The 24,621-nt window shown below is 67.4% G+C and carries 21 protein-coding genes and 1 riboswitch; of the genes, 16 read left to right on the forward strand and 5 right to left on the reverse strand.

Translation table 11 applies throughout. The annotated features are described in order from the left end of the window. Positions 1-495: 495 nt before the first annotated feature. From ligA to SMD14_RS06810, 4 genes are all read left to right on the forward strand, one after another. Complete coding sequence (gene ligA / locus SMD14_RS06795) at positions 496-2,772, forward strand: NAD-dependent DNA ligase LigA (RefSeq protein ID WP_321216233.1); 2,277 nt, start codon at positions 496-498, stop codon at positions 2,770-2,772. Beyond that, positions 2,769-3,578 carry an inositol monophosphatase family protein gene (locus SMD14_RS06800; RefSeq protein WP_321215791.1) on the forward strand — a complete coding sequence of 270 codons (810 nt, stop codon included), beginning with the start codon at positions 2,769-2,771 and terminating at the stop codon, positions 3,576-3,578. The genes ligA and SMD14_RS06800 overlap by 4 nt, the downstream gene beginning before the upstream one ends. A 68-nt stretch (positions 3,579-3,646) precedes the next feature. Further along, positions 3,647-4,150, forward strand: coding sequence for a GNAT family N-acetyltransferase (locus SMD14_RS06805; RefSeq protein ID WP_321215792.1), 504 nt, complete (start codon positions 3,647-3,649; stop codon positions 4,148-4,150). A gap of 46 nt (positions 4,151-4,196) precedes the next feature. Further along, entirely contained in the window at positions 4,197-4,580 is a 384-nt protein-coding gene (locus tag SMD14_RS06810; RefSeq protein ID WP_157238663.1) for a RidA family protein, read from the forward strand. Positions 4,581-4,596: 16 nt separating this feature from the next. Here SMD14_RS06810 and SMD14_RS06815 read toward each other — a convergent pair whose 3' ends face one another. Together SMD14_RS06815 and SMD14_RS06820 are read right to left on the reverse strand one after the other, a co-directional pair. After that, on the reverse strand, positions 4,597-5,262 hold the full coding sequence (locus tag SMD14_RS06815; protein ID WP_157238662.1) for a response regulator: 666 nt from the start codon (positions 5,260-5,262) through the stop codon (positions 4,597-4,599). Then, positions 5,255-6,985, reverse strand: coding sequence for an ATP-binding protein (locus tag SMD14_RS06820; protein ID WP_321215793.1), 1,731 nt, complete (start codon positions 6,983-6,985; stop codon positions 5,255-5,257). The genes SMD14_RS06815 and SMD14_RS06820 overlap by 8 nt, the downstream gene beginning before the upstream one ends. Positions 6,986-7,193: 208 nt before the next feature. On the opposite strand from SMD14_RS06820, the gene SMD14_RS06825 reads away from it, so the two are divergent. The 5 genes from SMD14_RS06825 (at position 7,194) to SMD14_RS06845 (ending at position 13,043) form a co-directional block, all read left to right on the forward strand. Next, a complete protein-coding gene (locus tag SMD14_RS06825) occupies positions 7,194-8,693 on the forward strand; it encodes a CitMHS family transporter (protein WP_321215794.1) in 1,500 nt (499 codons plus the stop codon). A gap of 145 nt (positions 8,694-8,838) precedes the next feature. Further along, the gene (gatC, locus tag SMD14_RS06830; protein ID WP_059319419.1) at positions 8,839-9,135 is read left to right on the forward strand and encodes an Asp-tRNA(Asn)/Glu-tRNA(Gln) amidotransferase subunit GatC; all 297 of its coding nucleotides are present in this window, start codon (positions 8,839-8,841) and stop codon (positions 9,133-9,135) included. A 4-nt stretch (positions 9,136-9,139) separates the two neighbouring features. After that, the gene (gene gatA, locus SMD14_RS06835; protein WP_157238660.1) at positions 9,140-10,720 is read left to right on the forward strand and encodes an Asp-tRNA(Asn)/Glu-tRNA(Gln) amidotransferase subunit GatA; all 1,581 of its coding nucleotides are present in this window, start codon (positions 9,140-9,142) and stop codon (positions 10,718-10,720) included. Further along, the gene (gene gatB / locus SMD14_RS06840) at positions 10,720-12,228 is read left to right on the forward strand and encodes an Asp-tRNA(Asn)/Glu-tRNA(Gln) amidotransferase subunit GatB (RefSeq protein WP_321215795.1); all 1,509 of its coding nucleotides are present in this window, start codon (positions 10,720-10,722) and stop codon (positions 12,226-12,228) included. The genes gatA and gatB overlap by 1 nt, the downstream gene beginning before the upstream one ends. A 215-nt stretch (positions 12,229-12,443) precedes the next feature. After that, positions 12,444-13,043: a DUF5666 domain-containing protein gene (locus tag SMD14_RS06845; RefSeq protein ID WP_321215796.1), complete on the forward strand. Its 600-nt coding sequence runs from the start codon at positions 12,444-12,446 to the stop codon at positions 13,041-13,043. A 57-nt stretch (positions 13,044-13,100) separates the two neighbouring features. On the opposite strand, the gene SMD14_RS06850 is transcribed toward SMD14_RS06845, so the two are convergent. Then, a complete protein-coding gene (locus SMD14_RS06850; RefSeq protein ID WP_157238657.1) occupies positions 13,101-14,012 on the reverse strand; it encodes a LysR family transcriptional regulator in 912 nt (303 codons plus the stop codon). Positions 14,013-14,139: 127 nt separating this feature from the next. On the opposite strand from SMD14_RS06850, the gene tdh reads away from it, so the two are divergent. The 6 genes from tdh (at position 14,140) to SMD14_RS06880 (ending at position 20,561) form a co-directional block, all read left to right on the forward strand. Further along, a complete protein-coding gene (tdh, locus tag SMD14_RS06855; RefSeq protein ID WP_157238656.1) occupies positions 14,140-15,186 on the forward strand; it encodes an L-threonine 3-dehydrogenase in 1,047 nt (348 codons plus the stop codon). An 8-nt stretch (positions 15,187-15,194) separates the two neighbouring features. After that, positions 15,195-16,403, forward strand: a complete 1,209-nt coding sequence (locus SMD14_RS06860; RefSeq protein ID WP_321215797.1) for a glycine C-acetyltransferase — start codon at positions 15,195-15,197, stop codon at positions 16,401-16,403. A 39-nt stretch (positions 16,404-16,442) separates the two neighbouring features. Then, positions 16,443-17,561, forward strand: coding sequence for an FAD-binding oxidoreductase (locus tag SMD14_RS06865; RefSeq protein ID WP_157238654.1), 1,119 nt, complete (start codon positions 16,443-16,445; stop codon positions 17,559-17,561). Positions 17,562-17,572: 11 nt separating this feature from the next. Further along, positions 17,573-18,784, forward strand: coding sequence for an imidazolonepropionase (gene hutI / locus SMD14_RS06870; RefSeq protein WP_321215798.1), 1,212 nt, complete (start codon positions 17,573-17,575; stop codon positions 18,782-18,784). A 97-nt stretch (positions 18,785-18,881) separates the two neighbouring features. After that, positions 18,882-19,670, forward strand: a complete 789-nt coding sequence (locus tag SMD14_RS06875; RefSeq protein ID WP_157238652.1) for a DeoR/GlpR family DNA-binding transcription regulator — start codon at positions 18,882-18,884, stop codon at positions 19,668-19,670. Between the two features lie 111 nt (positions 19,671-19,781). Further along, a complete protein-coding gene (locus SMD14_RS06880) occupies positions 19,782-20,561 on the forward strand; it encodes a CPBP family intramembrane glutamic endopeptidase (RefSeq protein WP_321215799.1) in 780 nt (259 codons plus the stop codon). Between the two features lie 69 nt (positions 20,562-20,630). On the opposite strand, the gene SMD14_RS06885 is transcribed toward SMD14_RS06880, so the two are convergent. Together SMD14_RS06885 and SMD14_RS06890 are read right to left on the reverse strand one after the other, a co-directional pair. Next, positions 20,631-22,130, reverse strand: a complete 1,500-nt coding sequence (locus SMD14_RS06885) for a DUF222 domain-containing protein (RefSeq protein ID WP_321215800.1) — start codon at positions 22,128-22,130, stop codon at positions 20,631-20,633. Positions 22,131-22,313: 183 nt separating this feature from the next. Further along, positions 22,314-22,952, reverse strand: coding sequence for a VOC family protein (locus SMD14_RS06890; protein ID WP_157238649.1), 639 nt, complete (start codon positions 22,950-22,952; stop codon positions 22,314-22,316). A 165-nt stretch (positions 22,953-23,117) separates the two neighbouring features. After that, a riboswitch (SAM riboswitch) is annotated at positions 23,118-23,233 on the forward strand. 43 nt (positions 23,234-23,276) lie between these two features. On the opposite strand from SMD14_RS06890, the gene SMD14_RS06895 reads away from it, so the two are divergent. Beyond that, a complete protein-coding gene (locus SMD14_RS06895; RefSeq protein WP_157238648.1) occupies positions 23,277-24,602 on the forward strand; it encodes a bifunctional o-acetylhomoserine/o-acetylserine sulfhydrylase in 1,326 nt (441 codons plus the stop codon). The last annotated feature ends 19 nt before the right edge of the window (positions 24,603-24,621 follow it).

A 24,621-nucleotide genomic window follows, 5' to 3' on the forward strand; every position in this document is an offset into this window, starting at 1 on the left:
CTGCGGACAATCCGAATCCCGCGGAGCCCACCCGGACCCAGAAGCCCAAGGAACCCGAAAGCCCGCCCGTTCCGCCGGCCGATCCAGCGCCGGCCCCTCCGGGTCAGCCCGCCCCTTCGGTCGCGCCTCCGGCCGAACCTGGGCCCTTGCAGGCAGCCCCGTCTGCGGAACCCGAAGGATCAGCCACCCCTTCGGCCACGGCAACGGGACCCGTGGCGTCCCCACCGCCCACAGGCGCATCAAGCGGTCAGGACTGGAATACGCCCGTCACCAGGTCCGCTAAGGCCACGCGGGTTGCGGCAGTCGCGCCCGACGGGGATTCCGGTGGCGGCCCCGCCCTCCTGCCAGTCATTGCCGGCATCTTACTGCTGGCCGCCGCCGCAGCATCCTTCGCCTGGTGGGGCAGGAACCGCCTCCGGTCGCACTGATCAGGGCCCCGCTCACCTGCCTTGATGGCAAGATAGGTCTGTGAGTACAGGACCAGGCCCCGCAGAAATGACCGCCACCCGCACCACGGAACCCGTTGAGCCGAACGCCGTCCCCAGCGAATCCGTCCGCGAGGAGTACGAGAACCTGGTGGACCTGGTCAGGAAGTACCGGTTCGCGTACTACCAGGAAGACGCCCCGCTGGTTTCGGATGCTGAATTCGACGAGCTCTTCCGCCGGCTGGAGGAAATTGAGGCGCTCCACCCCGAACTCGTGGCCAACGATTCGCCCACCCAGGAGGTGGGCGGGGAAGTTTCCGCAGCCTTCGCCGCCGTGCAGCACCTCCAGCGGATGTACAGCCTCGAGGACGTTTTCTCCCTCGAGGAGCTGGAGGCCTGGCTGAAAAAAGCCGACGCCGGCATCGCCAAGCTCGGCGACGGGACACCGGCCGCGGCCTGGCTGACGGAACTCAAGATCGACGGCCTCGCGGTCAACCTGCTCTACCGCGACGGGAAGCTGGTGCGTGCCGCCACCCGGGGCGATGGAACCACCGGCGAGGACATCACCCACAACGTACTGACCATCAAGGAAATCCCGCAGGAGCTCCGGGGCGGGGGGTTTCCGGCAGAAATGGAAGTCCGGGGCGAGGTGTTCATCCCCTCCAAGGAATTCGCCGAGTTCAACGAGGCGCTGATCGAAGCGGGCAAGGCACCCCTGGCCAACCCCCGCAACGCCGCTGCGGGCTCGCTCCGGCAGAAGGACCCGGCAGAAACAGCCAAGCGCCCCCTGAAGATGTTCGTCCACGGCATCGGTGCACGCGAGGGCCTTGAGGCCCGCAGCCAGTCCGAGACCTATGACCTGCTGAAGGAGTGGGGCCTTCCCGTCAGTCCCTACTCCGAGGTGCTGGGGAGCCTGGACGAGGTCCTGGAATTCATCAAACGGTACGGGGACAAACGCCACAAGCTGCTGCACGAGATCGACGGCATCGTCATCAAGGTCGATGACTTCGCCACCCAGCGGGCCCTCGGCTACACCACCCGGGTGCCGCGGTGGGCCGTCGCCTACAAATACCCGCCTGAGGAAGTGCACACCAAGCTGCTGGATATCCAGGTCAACGTGGGGCGCACGGGCCGCGTGACGCCCTTTGGCCTCATGGAGCCCGTCAAGGTGGCGGGCTCCACGGTGGAAATGGCCACCCTCCACAACCAGGACGTGGTCAAGGCCAAGGGCGTGAAGATCGGCGATATCGTGATCCTGCGGAAGGCGGGCGACGTCATTCCGGAGATCGTGGGCCCCGTCCTTGCCCTCCGCGACCAGCAGGACCCGCCGGTCCGCGACTTCGTGATGCCCACCGAATGCCCCTCCTGCGGCACTCCGTTGGCTCCGGCCAAGGAGGGGGACGTGGACATCCGCTGCCCCAACGCCAAATCGTGCCCGTCGCAGCTGCGGGAGCGGGTCTTCCACCTGGCCGGCCGCGGAGCCTTCGACATCGAGGCCCTCGGCTGGGAGGCTGCCATAGCACTGACCCAGCCGGCCGAACCCGAGGTTCCGCCGCTTACCTCGGAAGCTGCGCTGTTCGACCTCACCCCCGAAGACCTGGCCGGCGTCCGGATCCGGCGCGAGAAACGCTCCAAGGGCGTCCCCACCGGTGACTACGAACTGGTGCCGTACTTCTACAGCAAGGGCACGGCTAAGTCTCCGTCCAAGCCCACGGCCACCACCGAGAAACTGTTCAAGGAACTGGAGAAGGCCAAGGCCCAGCCACTGTGGCGGGTGCTGGTGGCCCTGTCCATCCGGCACGTGGGCCCGCGGGCCTCGCGTGCCTTGGCGACGGCGTTCGGCAGCATGGACGCCATCCGGCAGGCGTCGGAGGAAGACCTGGCCCACGTTGACGGCGTGGGCCCCACCATTGCCGCAGCGCTGAAGGAATGGTTCGCGGAGGACTGGCACCAGGAGATCGTTGACCGCTGGGCGGCCGCCGGGGTCCGGATGGAGGACGAACGCGACGAGTCCATGCCGCGGACCCTGGAGGGACTGACCGTGGTGGTCACCGGTTCCCTGCCGAACTTCAGCCGCGACGAGGCCAAGGAAGCAATCCTGGTCAGGGGAGGGAAGGCAGCGGGTTCGGTGTCCAGGAACACCAGCTACCTGGTGGCCGGGGAAAGCGCCGGCACCAAACTGGACAAGGCCGAGCAGCTGGGCGTCCCCGTGCTGGACGAGGACGGCTTCCGCCGGCTCCTGGCCGGCGGCCCGGCAGCGCTGGCCACCAGACCGGAGGACAACGGAGCGGAACCGGTCGCGGAGGCGGCTGAGGCGGTCCCGGCCGACGCGGAGGCATCCCGATGACCAGCGCTACGGAACTGCTGGAGATCGCCAAGGCTGCAGCGGCGGCGGGCGCCCGGGTCCTGGCAGGCAGGAACGCCGGGGAACTCCAGGCCAGCAACAAGGGGGACGCCGGCGATTGGGTCACCTCGTTCGACGTCGCCGCCGAGCACGCGGTGCGGGACGTCATCTCTGCCGCACGGCCGGGGGACAGCATCACCGGTGAGGAACACGGAACCACCAGGCCGGACGTACCCACGGGCTACCGCTGGTCCATCGACCCGCTGGACGGAACCACCAACTTCATCCGCAACATCGTCTACTACGCCACCTCCGTTGCTGTGGCCGATGCCGACGGCGTCTGGCTGGCCGGCGTCGTCAACGCCCCGGCGCTGGGCCGCACCTACTACGCCGCCCGGGGCCACGGCGCCTGGCTTGAGGAAAGCGGCAGGGTCACCCGGCTGGACGGGCCCGTCCCCGGCCGGAAGGGGCAGATCCTGGCCACGGGCTTCAGCTACGATCCCGCCGTCCGCGCCGAGCAGGCCGCCTTCCTGGCCGAATTGCTGGACGGGTTCGCGGATGTCCGGCGGCTGGGCTCCGCGGCCCTGGACCTGTGCCTCGTTGCGGACGGCACCCACGACGCCTACGGTGAGCGCGGCCTCAACGAGCACGACTTCTCCGCGGGGGCACTGATCGCGGAAGAGGCCGGCTGCTGGGTCCGGCGTCCCCGCCTGGCCAGTCCGCTGGAGGGCGGGCCCGCCGATGCCGACCGGCTCGACGCCTGGACCTGCGCCGGCGGGCTCGAGCTCTCCGGCAAGTTTCCGCTCTGACTGATAGTTCGATCACGGAAACCGGGCTTTCGAGGAGCGTTATGGGGCAGTACCACTAGCATTGACGGGTGCAGCCCCAGATAACCGTCCGTCCCGCCGTCGCAACGGATTACGACGCCGTTGCCCGCATCACGCGTGATTCCTACCTCGCGGCGGGCTACTTCGAGGACGCCGACCACCCCTATATGCGCCAAGTCCAGGACGTTGCACTGCGGGCCGCAAACGCAACTATCTGGGTGGCCGAGCGGGACGGCAGGGTGGTTGGTTCGGTGACGCTGGCGCGCGCCGGGGAACCGTACGCGGACATCGCCCTTGATGACGAGCTGGAGTTCCGGATGCTGGTGGTGGACCCGGCCGTGCAGCGCACCGGCGCGGGAAAGGCCATGGTGGACGCCATCCTGGCCTACGCCAGGCAGTTGGACGGTATCCGGGCCGTCGCACTCACCACCGGGCAAACCTGGGAAAGCGCGCACGGCCTCTACCGCAAGACGGGCTTCTCCCGGGTGCCCGAGCGCGACTGGCTGGTCCCCGGAACCGACATAAAACTGCTGGTTTACCGGCTGGACCTGTAGCAGCCCTACAGTGGTGCCGACCCAATCCAGTATTGAAAGGCCCACCATGCGCAAAACCTTCGGCACCGGCTCCGTCTGGGAACAGACCCTCGGCTACTCACGCGCCGTCCAGGTGGACAACACCCTCTACATCTCCGCCACCGCGGCAAGCGGCGAAGACGGGATCGTGGGGGAGGACTTCTACACCCAGACCCAGTACATCCTGCAGAAACTCGGCAAGGTCCTGGCCGACGCCGGCTTCAGCTTCGAGGACGTCGTCCAGTCCAAGCTGTACCTGACCGACATCAGCAAGTGGGAGGAAGCCGGCCGCGCCCACGGCGAGGTGTTCGGCGAGATCCGCCCCACGCTGTCCCTGGTGCACGTCCTCCCGTTCCTGGACCCGAAGATGCTCGTGGAAATCGAGCTCGTTGCCCAGAAGAGCGCAAGCTAGCGCCCCGGCAGCCGGCTCAGGACGTTGCGGGCAGGCCGTAGCGGTGCTCAGGCCTGCCCGTCGTCCCGTACCGCAGCTGGATGTCCACGGCGCCGTCGTCCGCCAGGGCGGACAGGTACCGCTGGGCCGTGGCGCGCGACACGCCCACCCGGCCGGCCACCTCGGCCGCCGAGTACTGTTCCCCGGGCACCAGCGATTCCAGCACCGCGGCCTCCGTGGCTGAACGCGGTTTTGGCGACGCCGCGACGTCGCCCGGGATCAGGGCGCGCTTGGCACGCTCCACCGCGTCCTGGTCCAGCGCCCCGGGCTGGCCCAGCAGGCGCCGGTACCGGGCATAGGAGCGCAGCTGCCGGGACAGGGCCTCCGACGTGAACGGTTTCAGCAGGTAGCCCAAGGCTCCGCGGCGGAACGCGGTCCGGACGGAGGCGGCATCGGAGGCCGCGCTCAGCATGATGGTGTCCACGTCCAGCTGCTGGAGCAGGTCCAGGCCGGAGGCATCCGGCAGGTAGACGTCCAGCAGCACCAGGTCCGGCCGCAGGCTGTGGATGGACTGCAGGGCCAGCGACACAGTGCCCACCGGCGCCAGCGCCAGGAACCCCGCCACGGAATCCACGTAGGCAGCGTGAAGCTTTGCCACGTGGAAGTCGTCGTCAACGATCAGCACCCGAAAATCTTCAGGCATTGGTGTCCTTTCCGTTTGCTCCCGTGGTGTTCCTGCCGGCCCGGCCTGCGGTTGTCCGCGGCAGGGTGGCCATGAAGACTGCGCCGGGTCCACCCTTTGTGCCCGGATCCAGTATTTTGACGTCTCCGCCGCGGCGCCTCGCCAGCTGGCGTGCCAAAGCCAGTCCAAAACCGTGGCCGCCGCCGCGGCCGTTGCGGGGGCCGGGTCCGGACGCCGTGCTGAACCCTTCGGCGAAGAAGGCCTCCTGGTCCGTTTCCTCCGCCAGCCCGTCGCCTGAGTCGGCGACGACGATGTGCAGGGTGCCGCCGTCGTCGTCCGGCTCATCCAGCACCTCCAGCTCAACCCAGCGGTCCACCGACGTGCCGGCCACCGCAGCGTTGACCGCGTTGTCGATCAGGTTGCCCAGCACGGTGGTGACGTCCTGGGGCTCCGCCACCTGCCCGCGGACCAGGGTCTCCGGACCGATCCGCAGCGCCACGCCGCGCTCGTCCGCCTCCACGCCCTTGGCCCCCACGAACGCCTGCAGGTAGGGGTCCTGGAGCAGCTCCGCCTGGTCCACCGGGAACTTCAGCGGCCCGGTGGCCGCCAGCCGGGCCAGGTACTCGCGGGCCTGCTGGTGCTGGCCGATGCTCATGAAGCCGGCAATGGTATGCAGCTGGTTGGCGAACTCGTGGCGCTGGGCCCGCAACGCCGTGGACATGGTTCCCACGGCGTCCAGCTGCCTGGTGAGCTGCTGCAGTTCCGTGCGGTCCCGGAGCATCACCACCCAGCCCAGGTCCTCCCGCCGGTGCAGGGCCTTGCGCGCATTGGCCACCAGCACCCGCCCGCCCGCCACGAGCTCAAGTGCCTCCGGGCCGCCGGAACCGGTCCGGGTCAGGGATTTCAGCTGGTCCGGAACCGGCGCCTCCTCCCAGCGGCTTCCGGCCAGATCCGGCAACCCCAGCAGCCGCTGTGCTGCAGAGTTGAATACGCTGATCCGGCCGTCGGCCGAAACGCCGATGACGCCGTCGTCCACGCCTTCGAGCACAGCCACCTGGTCGTGGACCAGCGTGCTGATCTCTTCAGGTTCCAGCCCCAGCGTGAGCCGCTGCAGCCGGCGGCGCAGCAGGAACGAACCCAGCACGCCCGCGAGCAGCGCGCCGGCCGCCGTGACGGCCACCGGGCCGATGTCGCGTGCCAGGCTCTGTCCCACGGTTTCCATGGAGTAGCCCACGCTGACCTCACCCACCACGGTGGTGCCGTCCGAAGCGTAGACGGGAACCTTCGCCCCCGCGGAGGGCCCCAGCGTTCCAGTGTTCCGGGTGGTGACCTCCCGGCCTGCCAATGCCTCGGACGGATCGGTGCTGACCTTTTCACCGAGCCGCTCCGGGTCCGGGTGGGCCAGCCGGAGGCCGGTCTCATCGGTGATCACCACGAAGAGGGCACCGGTCCGGGCGCGCGCAGCTTCGGCTGCCTCCATGAGCGGCCCGGCGGCCAGCTGCGACGGCGGGGGAGTGCCGGGCTGTTGGCTGATTGCCAGCACGTCCGCCCGCACCGAGGCGTCCGAGGCCAGTGTCCGCGCCAGGGTCAGCGCCTGGTTTTCAGCTTCGCTGCCCGCGCGGTCATAGGTCAGCCAGGCATGGACGGCTGCGCTGAACAGGACAACCAGGAGCACCACGGACAGTTGCAGCAGGAGCGTCTGGGTGGAGAACCGCAGCGGCGGCCGGGGCGCGGAACGCTGCATGATCCTCCTTGACTGGGCTGTGGCGGGTTTGAACGGCCGGGGCGGGGGCCACATACAGGCCGAACCGACGTGAGCACAATGAGCAAAATGCTCCCAATAAGCAGTATGCCAATCAATTGAGCCAAAGGCACTGCCGTGACGGCGGCCACCCTACAGTCTGTAGCACGCGTCACACCGCTGTGCCGCTGTTCACAAGAAGGAGCCGGCTGTGCTGGTATTACTTGGATTCGCCATGATCGCGGTATTCATGGTGCTGATCATGACGAAGAAGTTGACGCCAGTGCTGGCGTTGATCATCGTCCCGACTGTTTTCGGTCTTTTCGCCGGCGCCGGCCTGGGCATCGGCGACATGGCGATGGACTCCATGAAGTCCATGACCTCCACCGCGGCCCTGCTCATGTTCGCCATCATCTACTTCGGGCTGATGATCGACGTCGGGCTGTTCGATCCGCTGGTCCGGTTCATCCTCCGCAAGCTGGGCAATGACCCCGCCAAGGTTGTCCTGGGAACCGCCATCCTCGCCGCAGCTGTGTCCCTTGACGGCGACGGCTCCACCACCTTCATCCTCACCACCGCAGCCATGCTGCCGATCTACCTCCGGCTGAAGATGAGCCCCGTGGTCCTCACCTGCGTGGCGGGCCTGGCCAACGGCACCATGAACATCGTGCCGTGGGGCGGCCCCACCGCCCGCGCCGCAAGCGCACTGAAGATCGACGTCAACGACGTCTTCGTCCCCATGATCCCGTCCCTCGTTGCGGGCATCGCCGTGGTCATGGCCTTCGCCTGGGTCCTGGGACTGCAGGAGCGCAACCGCCTCCGCGCCACGGCGCCGGAAATCTGGGCTGTGCCTGAAACCGCTGAAGGGTTCGACGGCGGCACGCATCCTTCCGGCCCTGCCGGTTCGTCCGGAACCGGCCGCGGACGCAAGGGGACCAGCCCCGGCGGAGCAGCCCCCGCCGTCGACGGTTCCGCCGGCTCCTCCGTGGCCGTCCTGGAACGCACCGAAAGTGCCGTGGACGCACAGGAGGCGCAGGACGCACAGGACGCCGGGCTGGCTGACACGGCCCTGGACCCCAACCGCTCCACGCTCCGGCCCAAACTGTTCTGGTTCAACCTGGGCCTCACGGTGGCCGTGATGGGCATGCTCATCGCCGATCTCGTGCCCCTGCCTTACGTCTTCATGGTGGGATCGGCCATTGCCCTGCTGGTGAACTTCCCCCGCGTCAAGGACCAGGCCACGCAGATCGTGGCCCACGCGCCGTCGATCGTTGCCGTGGTCAGCATGGTCATGGCTGCGGCCGTGCTCACCGGTGTCCTGACCGGGACCGGCATGGTTGAAGCGATGTCCGCGTGGCTGGTGCAGATCATCCCTTCCAGCATGGGCCCGCTGATGGCCGTGATCACCGGCGTCCTGAGCATCCCCATGACGTTCTTCATGAGCAACGATGCCTTCTACTTCGGCGTCCTGCCCGTGCTCAGCGAGACCGCAGGCCACTATGGAATCAGCGCCGCCGAAATGGCCCGGGCCTCCATCACCGGCCAGCCGTTCCACATGCAGAGCCCGCTGGTTCCCGCCATCCTGCTCCTGGTCTCGCTGGCGAAGGTGGACCTTGGCGACCACCACAAGAAAGTCCTCTGGCGCAGTGCCGTAGTGTCCCTGGTCATGCTGGGAATTGGCATGCTGACTGGAGCCATCGGAATCGGTTAGTCTGTAGCTGCCGTGCTGCCGCCATTCGTGGCGGGACCCGGCAAGAAGGTGCCCGTCTGACGCCCGCTGGGGGTCGTCAGACGGGCATCATCGTTTCCCCACTAGAATGGGTCGGAAATCAATTCAAACTTTGCAGGGGAGATCCATGGCTGCGATCAACCGTGACGACGTCGCGCACCTCGCGCGGCTCGCTCACATTGAGATGAGTGACCAAGAGCTGGACAGGATGGCCGGCGAACTCGCCGTCATCGTTGATTCGGTCAAATCCGTCAGTCAGGCCGCTGGCGACGACGTCCCGGCCACCTCACACCCCATTCCGCTGAGCAACGTGTTCCGCGAAGACGTTGTGGGCCACACCTTCACGGCGGAGCAGGCACTCTCCGGGGCGCCGGACTCCGACGACAACCGTTTCAAGGTCCCGGCAATCCTGGATGAGGCATAAACCCATGACTGACACGAACAAACTCATCCGCCTCTCCGCCGCCGAGCTTGCCGAAAAGCTGGCCGCCGGCGAGGTCACCTCCGTGGAGGTCACCCAGGCGTACCTGGACCGGATCGCGGAGGTGGACGGCGGCGAACGCGGCGTCAACGCGTTCCTCCACGTCAATGCAGAGGAAGCGCTCGCCGTCGCCGCCGAGGTGGACGCCATCCGCGCCGCCGGCGGTGCGGAGGCCGAAGCGCTGCATGTCCTCGCGGGCGTGCCCATCGCCGTGAAGGACCTCATCGTCACCATCGGCCAGCCCACCACCGCGGGATCCAGGATCCTCGAAGGCTGGCACAGCCCGTACGACGCCACCGTCGTCGAGCGCCTGCGCGCCGCGAAGATGCCCATCCTGGGCAAGACCAACCTGGACGAGTTCGCCATGGGCTCCTCCACCGAGCACTCCGCCTACGGCCCCACCCGCAACCCCTGGGACCTGGACCGCATCCCCGGCGGGTCCGGCGGCGGGTCCGCTGCCGCCGTCGCCGCCTTTGAGGCGCCCCTCGCCCTCGGCACCGATACCGGCGGGTCCATCCGCCAGCCCGGCGCCGTCACCGGCACCGTGGGCGTGAAGCCCACGTACGGCAGCGTCTCGCGCTACGGGGCCATCGCCATGGCGTCCTCGCTGGACCAGATCGGGCCGGTTTCCCGGACCGTCCTGGACTCCGCGCTCCTGCACCAGGTCATCGGCGGACACGATCCCCGCGACTCCACCTCGTTGCCGGACCCGCTCGCCGACCTCGTCGCCGCTGCCAGGACCGGCAACGTTGAAGGCCTGCGGATCGGCATCATCAAGGAGCTGCACGGCGAGGGCTACCAGGCCGGCGTCGAAAACCGCTTCAATGACGCCCTGGAACTCCTCAAGGAGGCCGGCGCGCAGATCGTTGAGGTTTCGTGCCCCAACTTCCAGTACGCCCTGGGCGCCTACTACCTGATCATGCCCTCCGAAGCGTCCTCCAACCTCGCCAAGTTCGACGGCGTCCGGTACGGCCTGCGCGTCCTCCCCGAAGAGGGCCCCATGACCATCGAACGCGTCATGGGTGCCACCCGCGCCGCCGGTTTCGGCGATGAGGTGAAGCGCCGCATCATCCTGGGCACCTACGCCCTGTCCGCCGGCTACTACGACGCCTACTACGGCTCGGCGCAGAAGGTCCGGACCCTGGTGCAGCGCGACTTCGAGGCAGCGTTCACGGTGGCGGACGTGCTGATCTCGCCCACCGCCCCCACCACGGCCTTCCGCCTCGGCGAGAAGCTGGACGACCCCCTGGCCATGTACCTCAACGATGTCGCCACCATCCCGGCCAACCTGGCCGGCGTTCCCGGGCTCTCCCTGCCGGGCGGCCTGGCGGACGAGGACGGGCTGCCCGTGGGCATACAGCTGCTGGCCCCTGCCCGCGAGGACGCCCGCCTGTACCGGGTGGGCGCCGTCCTGGAATCGCTGCTCGAGGCGAAATGGGGCGGTCCGCTGCTGGCCCAGGCCCCGGCGTTGGCCGCCTCGGGGGCCGGGCCTGTCGAAACCCTTGTTGGAAGCCAGGAGGCAAAATAATGAACACTGAAGCAATCCTGAGCTTCGAAGAGGCCATGGAGAAGTACGATCCCGTCCTGGGGTTCGAGGTCCACGTTGAACTCAACACCAAGACCAAGATGTTCTCCTCCGCCCCGAACGTTTTCGGCGACGAGCCCAACACCAACGTCAACGAGGTGGACCTTGGCTTGCCGGGCGTCCTGCCGGTGGTCAACAAAACGGCGGTGGAATCCTCCATCAAGATCGGCCTTGCCCTGAACTGCAAGATCGCCGAGAGCTGCCGGTTTGCCCGGAAGAACTACTTCTACCCGGACACCCCCAAGAACTTCCAGACGTCCCAGTACGACGAGCCCATCGCGTACGACGGCTACCTGGACGTCGAGCTCTCGGACGGCACCGTGTTCCGCGTGGAAATCGAGCGCGCGCACATGGAGGAGGACGCCGGAAAGCTGACCCACATGGGCGGGGCCACCGGCCGCATCCACGGGGCCGATTTCTCCCTGGTGGACTACAACCGCGCCGGCGTTCCGCTGGTGGAGATCGTCACCAAGCCCATCGAGGGCGCCGGCTCCCGCGCACCGGAGCTGGCGAAGGCCTATGTGGCGGCAGTCCGCGAGATCGTCAAGAACCTGGGCGTGTCCGACGCGAAGATGGAACGCGGCAACGTCCGCTGCGACGCCAACGTGTCGCTGCGCCCGCACGGCCGCGAAAGGTTCGGCATCCGGTCCGAAACGAAGAACGTGAACTCGCTGCGCGCCGTCGAACACGCCGTCCGCTACGAGATCCAGCGCCACGCCGCCGTCCTGGACGCCGGCAACCCCGTGGTGCAGGAAACCCGCCACTGGCACGAGGACACCCGCACCACCACCTCGGGCCGGCCCAAGTCCGATGCCGACGACTACCGCTACTTCCCGGAACCGGACCTGGTTCCCGTGGTGGCTTCCCGCGAATGGGTTGAGGAACTCCGGGCCACCCTGCCCGAGCCGCCGGCCGCCCGCCGCAAGCGCCTCCAGGCCGACTGGGGCTACTCGGACCTGGAGTTCCGCGACGTGGTCAACGCCGGCGTCATGGACGAGATCGAGGAAACCATCGCCGCCGGGGCCTCGGCCTCCGTGGCCCGCAAATGGTGGATGGGCGAGATCGTGGGCCGCGCCAAGAACGCTGACGTGGACCCGGGCCAGCTCGGCGTGCAGCCCGCCACCATCGTGGAGCTTGCCCGCATGGTGGAGGAAGGCAAGATCAACAACAAGATGGCCTCGGAGGTGCTGGACGGTGTCCTCGCCGGCGAAGGCTCCCCGGCGGAGATCGTGGAGACGCGCGGCCTGGCCGTTGTTTCCGACGACGGGCCCCTGCTTGAGGCCATCGACGCCGCCCTGGCCGCGCAGCCCGACGTCGCGGACAAGATCCGCGGCGGCAAGGTCCAGGCCATCGGCGCGATCGTGGGCGGCGTCATGAAGGCCACCCGCGGCCAGGCCGACGCAGCCCGGGTCCGCGAGCTGATCCTGGAGAAGCTGGGCGTCACCGCCTAACCTCCTCCCATCCCAACCGGGTAGCGCGAAGTGTCGTTTTGAACGCTCATAACGACACTTGGCGCTACCCGGTTTTTCTTTAAGTACTCAGGTGCGTGCGCCGCGAAAGTACTTATGTTCACTGGCTGGACGCGGTCCTACACTGAAGCGCAGGACACCGGTGCGGGGAACAAACGGGCCGGTGCCGCCGGAGATGCTGTGTGGGAGGAATGGACATGTCCGTCAGGGATCCGCTGAAGATTCGCAAGGGCCTGCTCGCCGGAGCCGTGGCCCTGACCTTGACGGGGGCCGGGGTGGCCTTTGCCTGGGCCGCCGACTCGCCGCAGCCCTCCCCGTCGCAGTCGGCGCCGGGGCAGGAGAACCGGCCGGCCAAACCGGACAAATCCCAGCGCCCGCAGCACCTGCACAGCGAGGGCGTGGTTAAGAAAGCGGACGGCACCTTTCAAACCGTCCTGGAACAGCGCGGCACGGTGGAGTCCGTCAGCGACACCTCGATCACCGTCAAGAGCGAGGACGGCTACTCGCAGACCTACGCGGTCAACGCGGAGACGAAGATCAAGCAGGTACCTGCCCCCGCCGCCGACGGCTCGTCGGCAACGCCCGACGGCGGCAAACGGCTTAAGCCAACGGACGGAACCATCGCGGACATCGCCGCCGGCGACACGGTCCGGATCTCCGGCGTCAGGAATGGGGACCAGGCCATGGCAGAGCGGATTGTTGAAGGTGCCGGTGAGGGTCCGGGACTCGGGCTGGGTCGGGGCCACGACAAGGGCTACGGCCACGAAAAAGGCCACGGTAAACGCCATGCAAAGTAGGTAGCAGCAAGTGTCGTTTTGACCCCTCAAAACGACACTTAGTGCTACCTAGTTGGGTCAGCCCTGCTCCACCAGCCCGGCCATGATCTCCTGCAGCGCCTCGGAGACGATCGTGACCGAACGGCGCTTCAGGTTCTCCGGCCGGGCCAAAAGGTCGATCCGGCGCCGGGTGCTGATACCGGCCAGCGGCCGGAGCACGATGTCCGGATTGAGCACCGGTCCGGCGGTATACCTCGGGAGCAGGCCCACCACGCCGCCGGCAGCAACCAGGGCCGCCACCGTGGAGTAGTCGTTGATCCGGTGGACGATGTTCGGCTCACGGCTGGAAACGGCGGCGACGGCGGACAGCACGTCGGCAGGAGAGTATCCGCTGTGGCTGGTCACCCAGGCCTCGCCGCCGACGTCGTCTGCCGTCACCGCAGCCTTGGCCGCGAGGGGATGCCCGGCCGGCAACGCCACGTCCAGCGGTTCGTGCGCCAGTGGTATCACGGTGACCCGCTCGGCCGGCCACCGCGGGCTGTGGTCCATCCTGTGGGCGAGCACCAGGTCATAGCGTGCGGTCAGGGCGGGAAAGTCCTGCTGGGCCACGTCCTCGTCCGAGAGTTCTATGCGCGGCTGGCCCGGAGCGTCAAGGATCCGCGCCAGCGGGGCGAACACCGCCTGGCCGGCACTGTGGAACCCGCAGAGGGTCACCCGTCCGGCCGAAGAGCCGTGATAGTTGCCGATGGCGTCCCGTGCGTCGGCCATGGCACTGACGACGGCGGCCCCGGCGTCGGCCAGCACCTGGCCTGCCTCGGTGAGGACCAGGTTGCGGCCCTCCTTGCGGGTGAGGGGAACGTCGATCTTCCGCTGCAGCAGCGCCAGTTGCTGGGACACGGCTGACGGGGTGACCATGAGGGTGTCGGCCACGGCCTTGACGCTTCCCAGGGCGCCGAGTTCCCGGAGGATTTCAAGCTGGTGGATCTCCATCCCGCCAGTCTACGCATTAGGAAAGCTACATCGTCGATTGAGAATTCCGCTGTTGTGCTAAAGCTTTCTCCTCGCTCTAATGGGGAAGGCAGGACATGCCATGGACATACAAAGAGTGAGGAAGCCGATGAAGGCTTTGTACAAGGCCGGCCCACAGGCCGGCTTCGAACTGGTGGAGCGCCCCGAACCCGAGGCCGGCCCCGCGGACGTGAAGATCCGGGTCATGACCACCGGGATCTGCGGCACGGACCTGCACATCCAGTCCTGGGACTCTTGGGCGCAGGGGATCATTGAAGCCCCCCTCATCCCGGGCCATGAGTTCTACGGTGAGGTGGTGGAAATCGGCGAGGACGTCCGCGACGTCAAGGTGGGTGACCGGGTCTCCGGCGAAGGCCATGTTGTCTGCGGGATCTGCCGGAACTGCCGGGCAGGCAGGCGCCAGATGTGCATCCACACCGTGAGTGTAGGTGTGCAGCGGGACGGCGCTTTCGCGGAGTATGTGGTGATCCCGGAAACCAATGTCTGGGTCCACACCGACCCCTCGGTCACCCCGGAGCTGGGCGCCATCTTCGACCCCTTCGGCAATGCAACGCACACTGCCCTGAGCTTCCCGCTCGTGGGCGAGGACGTGCTCATCACCGGCGCCGGACCCATCGGCCTGATGGCCATCGCCGTCGCCCGCCACGCCGGCGCCCGCAAGATCGCCATCACCGACGTGTCCCGGCCCCGTCTGGACCTCGCGCGCCGGCTGGGTGCCGACCTGGCCATCGACGTCTCCACCACCCGTGTCCGGGATGCCCAGCGCAGCCTGGGCATGCGGGAGGGCTTTGACATCGGAATGGAAATGTCCGGCCACCCCGGCGCACTGCCCGAGATGATCGACAACATGAACCACGGCGGCCGGATCGCCATGCTGGGGCTGCCCAGCCAGGACATCATCATCGACTGGGGCAAGGTGGTCACCCACATGCTCACGCTCAAGGGCATCTACGGCCGCGAAATGTATGAGACCTGGTACGCCATGAGCGCCATGCTCAGCTCCAACCCCGTGCTGCACGCCGGAATTTCCGCCGTCGTCACTGACACCCTGCCTGCCGGCCAATGGGAAAAAGGCTTCGACCTTGCCCGCAGCGGCACAGGTGGCAAAGTTGTCCTCGACTGGACCCAACTCTAAGGAACGCCATGTACACCTCGATCAAGGACCAGCTGAGCACCGAGCTGGAGGACATCCGCAGCGCGGGCCTCTTCAAGACCGAACGCAGCATCAGGTCCCCGCAGTCCAGCCACATCACGGCCGGACAGATTGGGCAGCAGGGCGCGGATGTGCTCAACTTCTGCGCCAACAACTACCTCGGCCTGGCGGACCATCCGGAGATCATCCGCGCGGCCAAGGACGCCATGGATGAGCGCGGCTTCGGCATGGCCAGCGTGCGGTTCATCTGCGGCACCCAGGACCTGCACCTGGCACTTGAATCCCGCGTCTCCCGGTTCCTCGGCACTGAGGACACCATCCTGTTCTCCAGCTGCTTCGACGCCAACGGCGGGGTGTTCGAGTCCCTGTTCGGACCGGAGGATGCCATCATCTCCGATGCCCTGAACCACGCGTCCATCATCGACGGCATCCGCCTCTGCAAGGCGCGCCGCTACCGCTACGCCAACCAGGACATGGCCGACCTGGAGGCCAAGCTTGTGGAGGCGTCCACGCAGGACCAGCCCGCCCGCCGCAAGATCATCGTCACGGACGGGGTCTTTTCCATGGACGGGTTCCTGGCCCCGCTTGAGGCCATCTGCGACCTTGCCGAGAAGTACGACGCCATGGTGATGGTTGACGACTCGCACGCCGTCGGCTTCATGGGGCCAACCGGTGCCGGCACGCCGGAACATGCAGGCGTTTCGCACCGCGTTGACGTCTACACCGGCACGTTCGGCAAGGCGCTGGGCGGAGCATCCGGGGGCTATGTGTCCGGCCGCGCGGAAGTGGTGGCGATGCTCCGGCAGAAGGCCCGCCCGTACCTCTTCTCCAACTCGGTGGCCCCCGCAATCGTCGCCGCCACCATCAAGGCCCTGGACCTGGTGGAGAACTCGGCGGACCTGCGGCGCACGCTCTTCGAAAACGCCGCCCTGTTCCGCCGCCGGATGACGGAGGAGGGCTTCGACCTCCTGCCCGGCGAACATGCCATTGTTCCGGTCATGTTCGGCGACGCTGTGATGGCTGCCAGGGTTGCCGACCGGATGCTGCAGCATGGCGTCTTTGTCACCGCATTCAGCTTTCCGGTGGTTCCGCGGGGTGCCGCGCGGATCCGGGTGCAGCTTTCAGCTGCGCACTCAGCGGACGACGTCGAAGCCTGCGTGCGTGCCTTCGTCGCCAGCCGGGCGGAAGTGGCAGGCTAAGACAGGAAGCGCCGGCACCGACTCTGCGAGGATGGAGAAATGGCAGCACATTACGATGTCCTGATCGTGGGCGGCGGCATTGCCGGACTGTCCCTGGCGTCCGCGCTGGCGGGCAGTTGCAGCGTGGCGCTGGTGGAGGCCGAGCAGGAGCTGGCGTACCACACGTCCTCCCGCTCGGCCCGCCAGTTCATCCCCAGCTACGGCCCGCCGGTTGTCCAGGCACTGACCGTCCGGACTCTTGAGCTGCTTGCCGCCCGCGATGCGCAGTTGCCTGAACCCATCCTGACGCCGCGCAGCTTCATGCTGATCGGCTCCGAGGAAGCAGTGGCTTCTGAAGCGAGCGGACTCATGCGGTCCATCACCCCCGCTGAGGCTCTGGAGCTTTGCCCGGCACTGGTCCCCGGCACATTCCAGGCCGCCGGACTGGATGAAGGGTCCTTCGGCTGTGATGCGCCACGGCTCCTGGAGGACCACCGGCAGCGCGCTGCGGCGGCCGGAGCGGACATCATCACGGGCGCCAGGGTGCACACCGCCCAGCGCCTCGGCTCCGGCTGGCAGGTGGGGGCCGGGACGGAGGGCTTCCAGGCGGGCGTCCTGGTCAACGCCGCCGGCGCCTGGGCGGACGAACTCGCCGTCATCAGCGGCGTGGAGAAGCTGGGGCTGCAGCCGTACCGGCGCACCGCGGCGATTGCCGCCGTCGAACATCCCCTGCCTGAACGCTGCCCCATGGTGGCGGCCGCGGACAGCACGTTCTATTTCCGCCGGGACGGCGACGACGTCCTCATCTCGCCGTCTGAATCGGAGCCGAGCGGACCGGAGGACGCCCGTCCCCGGCCGGGGGACATTGAGCGGCTGGTGGGCAGGCTGAACCAGGTGACAACCCTCGGAATCAAGGACATCCGCCGGGCGTGGACAGGATTGCGGACGGAAGCGGCCGACGGCGTCCCCGTGGCGGGGTTCGACGCCGAAGCTCCGGGCTTCTACTGGCTGGCCGGCCAGGGCGGCTACGGTTTCCAGACCTCTTCGGCCATGGCTGAGCTCGCGGCCGCCCAGATCCTGGCCGGCCAGGGCGGTGCGGCTGCCGCAGCCGGCACGGATGGTCCGGCATCCCGGACAGCGCAGGCACTGGCGGCCACCCGCTGGTCCGTCCGGCGCTGAAGAATGGCTGTATGAGTACGCTGATCACCAATATTGCCGAGCTGATGACGCAGGACCTGGAGCACCGGGTCCTGAAGGATGCAGCAGTGGTGGTCGAAGGCGAGCGGATCTCCTGGATCGGTGCCGCAGCCGATGCTCCGGCCGCGGACGACGCCGTTGATGCCGGCGGCCGGGCCATGCTTCCCGGCTGGGTGGATTCCCATACCCATCTGCTGTTTGCCGGTGACCGGACGGCAGAGTTCGAGGCGCGGATGGCGGGGGAGTCCTACTCGGCCGGCGGGATTGCGGTGACCATGAAGGCCACCCGTGCCACCTCCGACTTCGACCTCACCCGCCTGGCGCTGGGCCGCGTGGCCGAGGCTGTCTCGCAGGGGACCACTTACCTTGAGACGAAGACCGGTTACGGCCTCGACGTCGAACACGAGGCCCGGAGTGCCCGCATCGCCTCCACTGTGGCGGACCAAGCCACGTACCTTGGGGCGCACCTGGTGCCTTCCGGGCAGGACCCGGAAGCCTACACGGACCTGGTCTGCGGCCCCATGCTCACCGCCGTCCGGCCCTACGTGCAGTGGGCCGATGTCTTCTGCGAGGAAGGGGCGTTCACGGCCGGGCAGTCCCGCCGGGTCCTGGAGGCCTGCCGTGACGCCGGGCTGGGGCTGCGGGTCCACGGAAACCAGCTCGGTGAAGGCCCGGGCGTGCAGCTCGCGGTTGAGTTCGAAGCCGCCAGCGTGGACCACGTGAACTACCTCGCGGACAAGGATGTGGACGCACTGGCCGGAACCTGGGCCGGCTGGGATGCCGGCAGCGGAACGGGGCCGCGCGGAACCGTGGCGACATGCCTGCCTGCCTGCGACCTCTCCACGCGCCAGCCGCTTGCGCCCGCGCGGGTGCTGCTGGACAGTGGCATCCAGGTGGCGCTCGCCTCCAACTGCAATCCGGGCACGTCCTACACAAGCTCGATGGCATTCTGCGTCACCACCGCGGTGCTGCAGATGCGGCTCAGCGTCCATGAAGCCGTCCGTGCTGCGACGTACGGCGGCGCCCTGGCCCTCCATAGGGACAAAGGCAACGACGCGGACGGCGAGCGTGCGGTGGGCTCGATCGCCGTCGGACACCGTGCGGACCTGCACCTGCTGAATGCGCCCTCGGCCACCCACCTTGCCTACCGGCCGGGCATGCCCCTGACGTACGCTGTATGGCGGGCCGGCCGGCGGGAACGGTAGCTCGTGGCCGCTTAAATGACGTTATCTGATCATTAGGGTTCTGTTATGATCAAGAAACGTCATCATAGCCGGTGGCGGGAGCTTTTGGAGGCCTTGCATGACCCGCACCGACCGTTTGACGGCAATCCTTGACCTCCTGGCCAAGTCCGGCCAGGTGGAGGTCGACGAGATCGTGAGTACCCTGAATGTCTCGCCTGCCACCGCGCGGCGGGACCTCGATAGTCTCGCTAAGCGCCGGCTGCTCACCAGGACCCGCGGCGGTGCCACCACGGGAGCCCTCGCCTATGACCTGCCGGGCCGGTATAACCGTGACGACCATGCCGAGGCCAAGGAACAGATTGCCCAGGCCGCGTCCGCGCTGATTGCACCCGGGGCCGTGATCGGCCTCTGCGGCGGCACCACCAGCACCGCCCTGGCGCAGATCCTGGCCACCCGCGAGGACCTCAACGCGCCGTCCAACCAGCCCACCCTGACGGTGGTGACCAACGCCATCAACATCGCCGGGCAGTTGGCGGTCCGGCCCAACATCAAGGTGATGGTCACCGGGGGAATCCTCAACCCGCGCTCCTACGAACTGGTGGGGCCGTACACGGACATCATCATGCAGAAGGTGGTGCTGGACATTGCCTTCATCGGCGTCAACGGCATCGATCCCGAAGTGGGGCCCACCAACACAGGGGAGGGCGAAGCTTCGGTCAACGCCCTGCTCGCCAGCAGGGCACGCGTCTCCTACGTGCTGGCTGACTCGTCCAAAGTGGGCGTGCGCGCCTTCGCAACCATGGACGGGTACAACTTCACCCGGCTGATCACCGATGCCGGAATTTCCGCCCGGGACAAGGCGGCATTCGAGGCCAACGGCACGGAAGTGATCGTCGCCGGCAGCTGAGGCACGGGGCCTGTGCGGCTTCCGGCCATGTGGCGCGGGCAGGACAGCGAGGGGTACAGGACACTGAGGGGTAATCAGCCCGGATCCAGAAACTGAAGGCAAGATGGGAACATGCTGGTTCCCTCCCGCCGCCGACTGCGGCTCGAAGTCTGGATTGTCCTGGGCCTGTCCTTGGGGCAGTCTGCCGTGTACTCGGTTGTGCAGCTGCTGGACAAGATGACCCGCGCGCCGCTGGCGGAAGGCACCTCCACACTCAACCGCTCCCAGAGCACGCGCGAATACTTTGACCTCACGTACCAGCTGTTGGACATACTCTTCGCCCTGGTACCCGTGATGCTGGTGATCTTCTTCCTCAGCGACCAGCGGCAGGCCGCATCCGGCGACGGCACCAGCCCTGGTTCGGCCTTCCAGAAGCTGGGTTTCAACTTCGCACGCCCGGGCGCGGACCTGCTCCAGGGCCTTGGGCTGGCGGCACTGATCGGCATCCCGTCCCTTGGTCTGTACGCCGCCGGCAGGGCGCTGGGAATCACTACGGCCATTATTCCCAGCGCGCTGGATGCGTACTGGTGGACGGTGCCGGTGCTGATCCTGTCCGCGATGCGCCACGCCGTGGTGGAGGAAGTCATCGTGGTGGGGTACCTGTTGAACCGCTTTGGAAAGTTCGGCTGGAGCATCCCGCTGTCCATCCTGGCGAGCTCGCTGCTGCGCGGCAGTTACCACCTGTACCAGGGGTTCGGGCCCTTTATCGGGAACTTTGTCATGGGCGTTCTTTTCGCGTGGCTGTACGCCCGGACGCGACGGGTGATGCCCCTGGTGATCGCCCATGCCCTGCTGGATATCGTCGCTTTTGTAGGCTTCAGCCTCTTCGGCAAGGCCGTGGGGTTGGGCTAGGTGCCTGGGCACGCTAGATCCAGGACAGGCACGACGACGGCGGCACGCGGTCAGGCGGGCGGCACGCGTTCAGGCGCGTGGGGCGTGCAGGAGCCGTTCCAGGGCTTCTTCTCCCGGGGAGAGGCCGGTGTAGGCAAAGTCCGGCGGCCTGCCGGTCACGGACCCTGCCCCGCCTGAGACGGACCTTACTTGGTGGGGCCAGTGGGGTGGTTCCCAGTCCTGGTGTTCGCTTGTGTAGTGGCGGCCGGTGGGTGAGGTCCAGCCGGGTGGTGCGGTTGTGGTGGCGGGGGTGGGTTTCCAGCTGCTGGTGTGGCGGAGTTTGTGGTGTTTCGGGCAGGGCTGGCCGAGGTTCGAGACTCCTGTGGTGCCGCCGTTGTGCCAGGCGAGGAGGTGGTCGGCTTCGTTGTCGAGGGAGTGGTTGTTGCAGCCGGGGAAGGGGCATTTGCCGTCCCTTAGCCTGAGCCAGTTCCGCATGGCTTTGGTGACCCGGTAGCTGGTGCGGCCGATTTCCAGCGGCGCCCCGTCCCGCGGATCGACCAGGACGCGGTGGAACGAATCCGCGCCCGTCGCGACGAGGTCCCGGGCCATGGAGGGCGGGATGGGTCCGTACCCGTCCAGCATGGCCGATTCCCCGGTGAGGCCCAGCAGGGAGAACACGGGCACGGTGACCAGTACCTCGGCCCGGACTGGCGCTTGGTTTGGACCGGTTCGCTCGCCGCCGTCGCCGGCACCGGCTGCACCGGTAACGCCGGTAGTGTTGCCGCTGTTGAGGAGCCCTTCGGCGAAACTATCCGCCCGGAGCTGGGTGAGGGTGCGGTGCTCGTTCGGTCCCTGCATGGTCCGGGAGAGCGCGGTGAGCTTGTTCCAGAGGGCCGTGGCCTGGTGGGCGGGCAGGTAGGCGGATAGCCAGGCCATCCCGTCCTGGTCGGGCCGGTATTCGACCCGCCGGTCCGAAACCCCTTGGGCGTGGCGTTGTTCGATGGAGTCGGCGTGGTGGCGTTCGCGCCAGGTGCGCGCCTTGGCCCGGAACCTGTACGCGGGGATCTCCCCGATCGGGGCGGCCGTGGCTGGTTTTGGTGTGTCCGGGTCCAGGAAGTGGGCTTCCAGGGCGGCGGCGCCGGCGGGGTCAAGGGTGGCGGCCTCGTCCACCATGACGGTGGCGTGCTGCCAGGAGATGGTTCCGTTGTGCAGGGCTGCGAGGGTCCGGGGCAGGGAGGTGGTCAGGGCGTGGGAGCGGGCCAGCAGGGCTCCGGCTGCCCGGTCACCGATGGCCATGACACAGCTGATCTCGGCGGCGATAGCCCTTTCAAGCGCCTGCACGGGCGGGTCCGGCGGGGCGGCCGCCCGTGCTGTGACGGCGTAAGTCCCTGCAGCGCTGACCACCAATCCAGCAATTCTGGCCTGGACCCCGGCGGCCCCGGCAAGGATGTCCAGGCACCCGTCGGCCAGCCCGGCCAGCGGATCAGCAGCGGAAAACGGCTCCGAACCGCACCCGTCCGCCTCGGCAATGAGCACGGCAAGAGCGGCATTCATGTCCGCAAACGCCTTCGCCACCGCCGCTTTTCCCATACCAAAATCATCGCGGCAGGGTACGACATTATTGGGGGCCGGGTTTGGAGAGTCTGCTTCGGAAATGGATTCGGCCGCCATCGGCAGGTGACGCCGTTGTCACATGCTGATGGCGGCCGAAGACGAGGAGGGCACGGGGCCCACACCGTGCCGGGCTTGCCGGCACGGTAACCAAGGTAAGGGTCAGATGGTGACGGCCCCGTTGCCGGTCTCGAAAGTTACCGAGAGGATCCCGGGGGTTCCGTGCGGCGCCACCCACTCCACAGCGACGTCCTCCAGCGGCTTCTCGACGGGTTCGCCCAGCCACTCCGTAACCCGGGCTGCGGAACCGGCAATGGTGAGGCAGCTCATTTTGACGTTGCTCTCGTAGGCGTTGGACGGGTGCAGGGACGGATCCCCCTCCCACTTGAGCATGTAGGGAACCTGGGGGTCGGCAATCAGGCCCAGGATGCCAATCTGCTTCCAGACCAATTCGCGGCCATCGGGGAACTTGCGGTTTCCGTTGACGGCGGAGCGGCCCAGCCGCTCCTCGAAGGGAGCCAGGTCGTCCACCTCGACGCACCAGCCCATCCAGCCGCCGCCCGCGGCAGACCGTGCACGCACAGCCTGCCCGAAAGGGGCCTTGTCGGAAGCGGGGTGGTCCAGGACCTCCACCACCTCGACGTATTTGTGCCCCGCGAGCGGGATGATCATATTCCGGGTTCCGAACCGCGGGTGCACCCCGCCCTTCACTGCCTCAACGCCGAGGGCAGAGGAAATACGTTCGGTGGTGGCAGCCAGGCCATCGTGTTCACAGGCGTAAGAGACGTGATCCATGCGCATGCCAACATCTTGGCACTTTGTGATCGGCCTCTCAGCTAAGGGTACCCTTACCAGGATTTTCCATCCGGGACCCCTGATTTCAACCTATTCCCGGGCGGAGATCAGGGGGACTATGTTCGTCACAATCCTGTCCCGCGCCGGTTTCATGTTCCTACACTGGGCTCAGGTCATGAGTGCCAGCGCCAAGCCCCGGCTCGCTGGCCGGCAACCCTCCATCCGCGGTGGGGTGCCCCGGATGAGGACCTGGCTGTCCGGCAACGGCCGGATGGCAAGCGCGGCCCGCGGTGCCTACAGCATGCCGGGCCCATGTCAGAGGAGCCTTAGTTGTCCAACGGATGGTCTTTTGAAACCCGCCAGATCCACGCAGGACAGGAGCCGGACAGTGCCACCGGCGCCCGTGCACTCCCTATCTACCAGACCACGTCCTTCGTATTCCCAAGCGCGGAAAGCGCCGCCAACCGTTTTGCCCTCGCTGAACTGGCGCCGATCTACACCCGCATCGGCAATCCCACCCAGGATGCCGTGGAACAGCGGATCGCCAGCCTTGAGGGCGGATTGGGAGCACTCCTGCTGAGTTCAGGACAGGCAGCAGAGACTTTCGCTGTCCTCAATATCGCCGAGGCGGGGGACCATATCGTTGCCAGCCCCAGCCTGTACGGCGGGACTTACAACCTGTTCGCACACACCCTGAAGAAGTTCGGCATTTCCGTGACCTTCGTGGCGGACCCGGACAACCTGGACCAGTGGCGTGACGCGGTCCAGCCAAACACCAAGCTCTTCTTCGCCGAAGTGGTGTCCAACCCCCGCCAGGACGTCCTGGACATCGAGGGCGTGTCAGGCATCGCCCATGATGCCGGCGTGCCCCTGATCGTGGACAACACCCTGTCCACCCCGTACCTGATCCGGCCGCTGGAATGGGGAGCGGACATCGTTGTCCATTCCGCAACCAAGTACCTGGGCGGCCACGGATCCGCAATTGCCGGGGTGATCGTGGACTCCGGCAAGTTCGACTTCGGCAAGGACCCTGCGAGGTTCCCGGGCTTCAACACCCCGGACCCCACCTACAACGGGCTGGTGTACGCCCGGGACCTCGGCAAGGACGGTGCCCTGGGCGCCAACCTGTCCTATATCCTCAAGGCCCGCGTCCAGCTGCTCCGGGACCTGGGCTCTGCCGTCTCCCCGTTCAACGCGTTCCTGATCGCCCAGGGCCTGGAAACGCTGAGCCTGCGGGTGGAACGCCATGTTGCCAACGCCACGGAAGTGGCGCGCTGGCTGGAAGGAAGGGACGACGTCGAATCCGTCGCCTACGCGGGGCTGCCCTCCAGCCCGTGGTACGAGCGGGGCCGCAAGTACGGGCCCAAGGGCACGGGCGCGATTGTCTCCTTCAACCTGGCTGGCGGGGCCGAGGCCGGCAAGCGCTTCGTTGACGCGCTGGAGCTGCACTCCCACGTGGCAAACATCGGCGACGTCCGCTCCCTTGTCATCCACCCGGCGTCGACCACCCACAGCCAGCTTTCCCCGGAGCAGCAGGCCGTCGCCGGCGTGACCCCCGGCCTGGTCCGGTTGTCGGTGGGAATCGAACACATCGATGACATCCTGGCGGACCTCGAAGCGGGCTTTCGGGCAGCAAAGGACGCGACCGGGGCCTAGCCGGACGCACAAAGAACCC

It is taken from the genome of Pseudarthrobacter oxydans (genome assembly GCF_034258515.1).
GTDB lineage: Bacteria > Actinomycetota > Actinomycetes > Actinomycetales > Micrococcaceae > Arthrobacter.

Excerpts from the sequence above, each read along its gene's own strand:
- ligA (WP_321216233.1), top strand. The coding sequence starts at position 496 with ATGACCGCCACCCGCACCACGGAACCCGTTGAGCCGAACGCCGTCCCC.
- SMD14_RS06800 (WP_321215791.1), top strand. The coding sequence starts at position 2,769 with ATGACCAGCGCTACGGAACTGCTGGAGATCGCCAAGGCTGCAGCGGCG.
- SMD14_RS06810 (WP_157238663.1), top strand. The coding sequence starts at position 4,197 with ATGCGCAAAACCTTCGGCACCGGCTCCGTCTGGGAACAGACCCTCGGC.
- SMD14_RS06815 (WP_157238662.1), bottom strand. The coding sequence starts at position 5,262 with ATGCCTGAAGATTTTCGGGTGCTGATCGTTGACGACGACTTCCACGTG.
- SMD14_RS06820 (WP_321215793.1), bottom strand. The coding sequence starts at position 6,985 with ATGCAGCGTTCCGCGCCCCGGCCGCCGCTGCGGTTCTCCACCCAGACG.
- gatC (WP_059319419.1), top strand. The coding sequence starts at position 8,839 with ATGGCTGCGATCAACCGTGACGACGTCGCGCACCTCGCGCGGCTCGCT.
- gatA (WP_157238660.1), top strand. The coding sequence starts at position 9,140 with ATGACTGACACGAACAAACTCATCCGCCTCTCCGCCGCCGAGCTTGCC.
- gatB (WP_321215795.1), top strand. The coding sequence starts at position 10,720 with ATGAACACTGAAGCAATCCTGAGCTTCGAAGAGGCCATGGAGAAGTAC.
- SMD14_RS06845 (WP_321215796.1), top strand. The coding sequence starts at position 12,444 with ATGTCCGTCAGGGATCCGCTGAAGATTCGCAAGGGCCTGCTCGCCGGA.
- SMD14_RS06850 (WP_157238657.1), bottom strand. The coding sequence starts at position 14,012 with ATGGAGATCCACCAGCTTGAAATCCTCCGGGAACTCGGCGCCCTGGGA.
- tdh (WP_157238656.1), top strand. The coding sequence starts at position 14,140 with ATGAAGGCTTTGTACAAGGCCGGCCCACAGGCCGGCTTCGAACTGGTG.
- SMD14_RS06860 (WP_321215797.1), top strand. The coding sequence starts at position 15,195 with ATGTACACCTCGATCAAGGACCAGCTGAGCACCGAGCTGGAGGACATC.
- SMD14_RS06865 (WP_157238654.1), top strand. The coding sequence starts at position 16,443 with ATGGCAGCACATTACGATGTCCTGATCGTGGGCGGCGGCATTGCCGGA.
- hutI (WP_321215798.1), top strand. The coding sequence starts at position 17,573 with ATGAGTACGCTGATCACCAATATTGCCGAGCTGATGACGCAGGACCTG.
- SMD14_RS06875 (WP_157238652.1), top strand. The coding sequence starts at position 18,882 with ATGACCCGCACCGACCGTTTGACGGCAATCCTTGACCTCCTGGCCAAG.
- SMD14_RS06880 (WP_321215799.1), top strand. The coding sequence starts at position 19,782 with ATGCTGGTTCCCTCCCGCCGCCGACTGCGGCTCGAAGTCTGGATTGTC.
- SMD14_RS06885 (WP_321215800.1), bottom strand. The coding sequence starts at position 22,130 with ATGGGAAAAGCGGCGGTGGCGAAGGCGTTTGCGGACATGAATGCCGCT.
- SMD14_RS06890 (WP_157238649.1), bottom strand. The coding sequence starts at position 22,952 with ATGCGCATGGATCACGTCTCTTACGCCTGTGAACACGATGGCCTGGCT.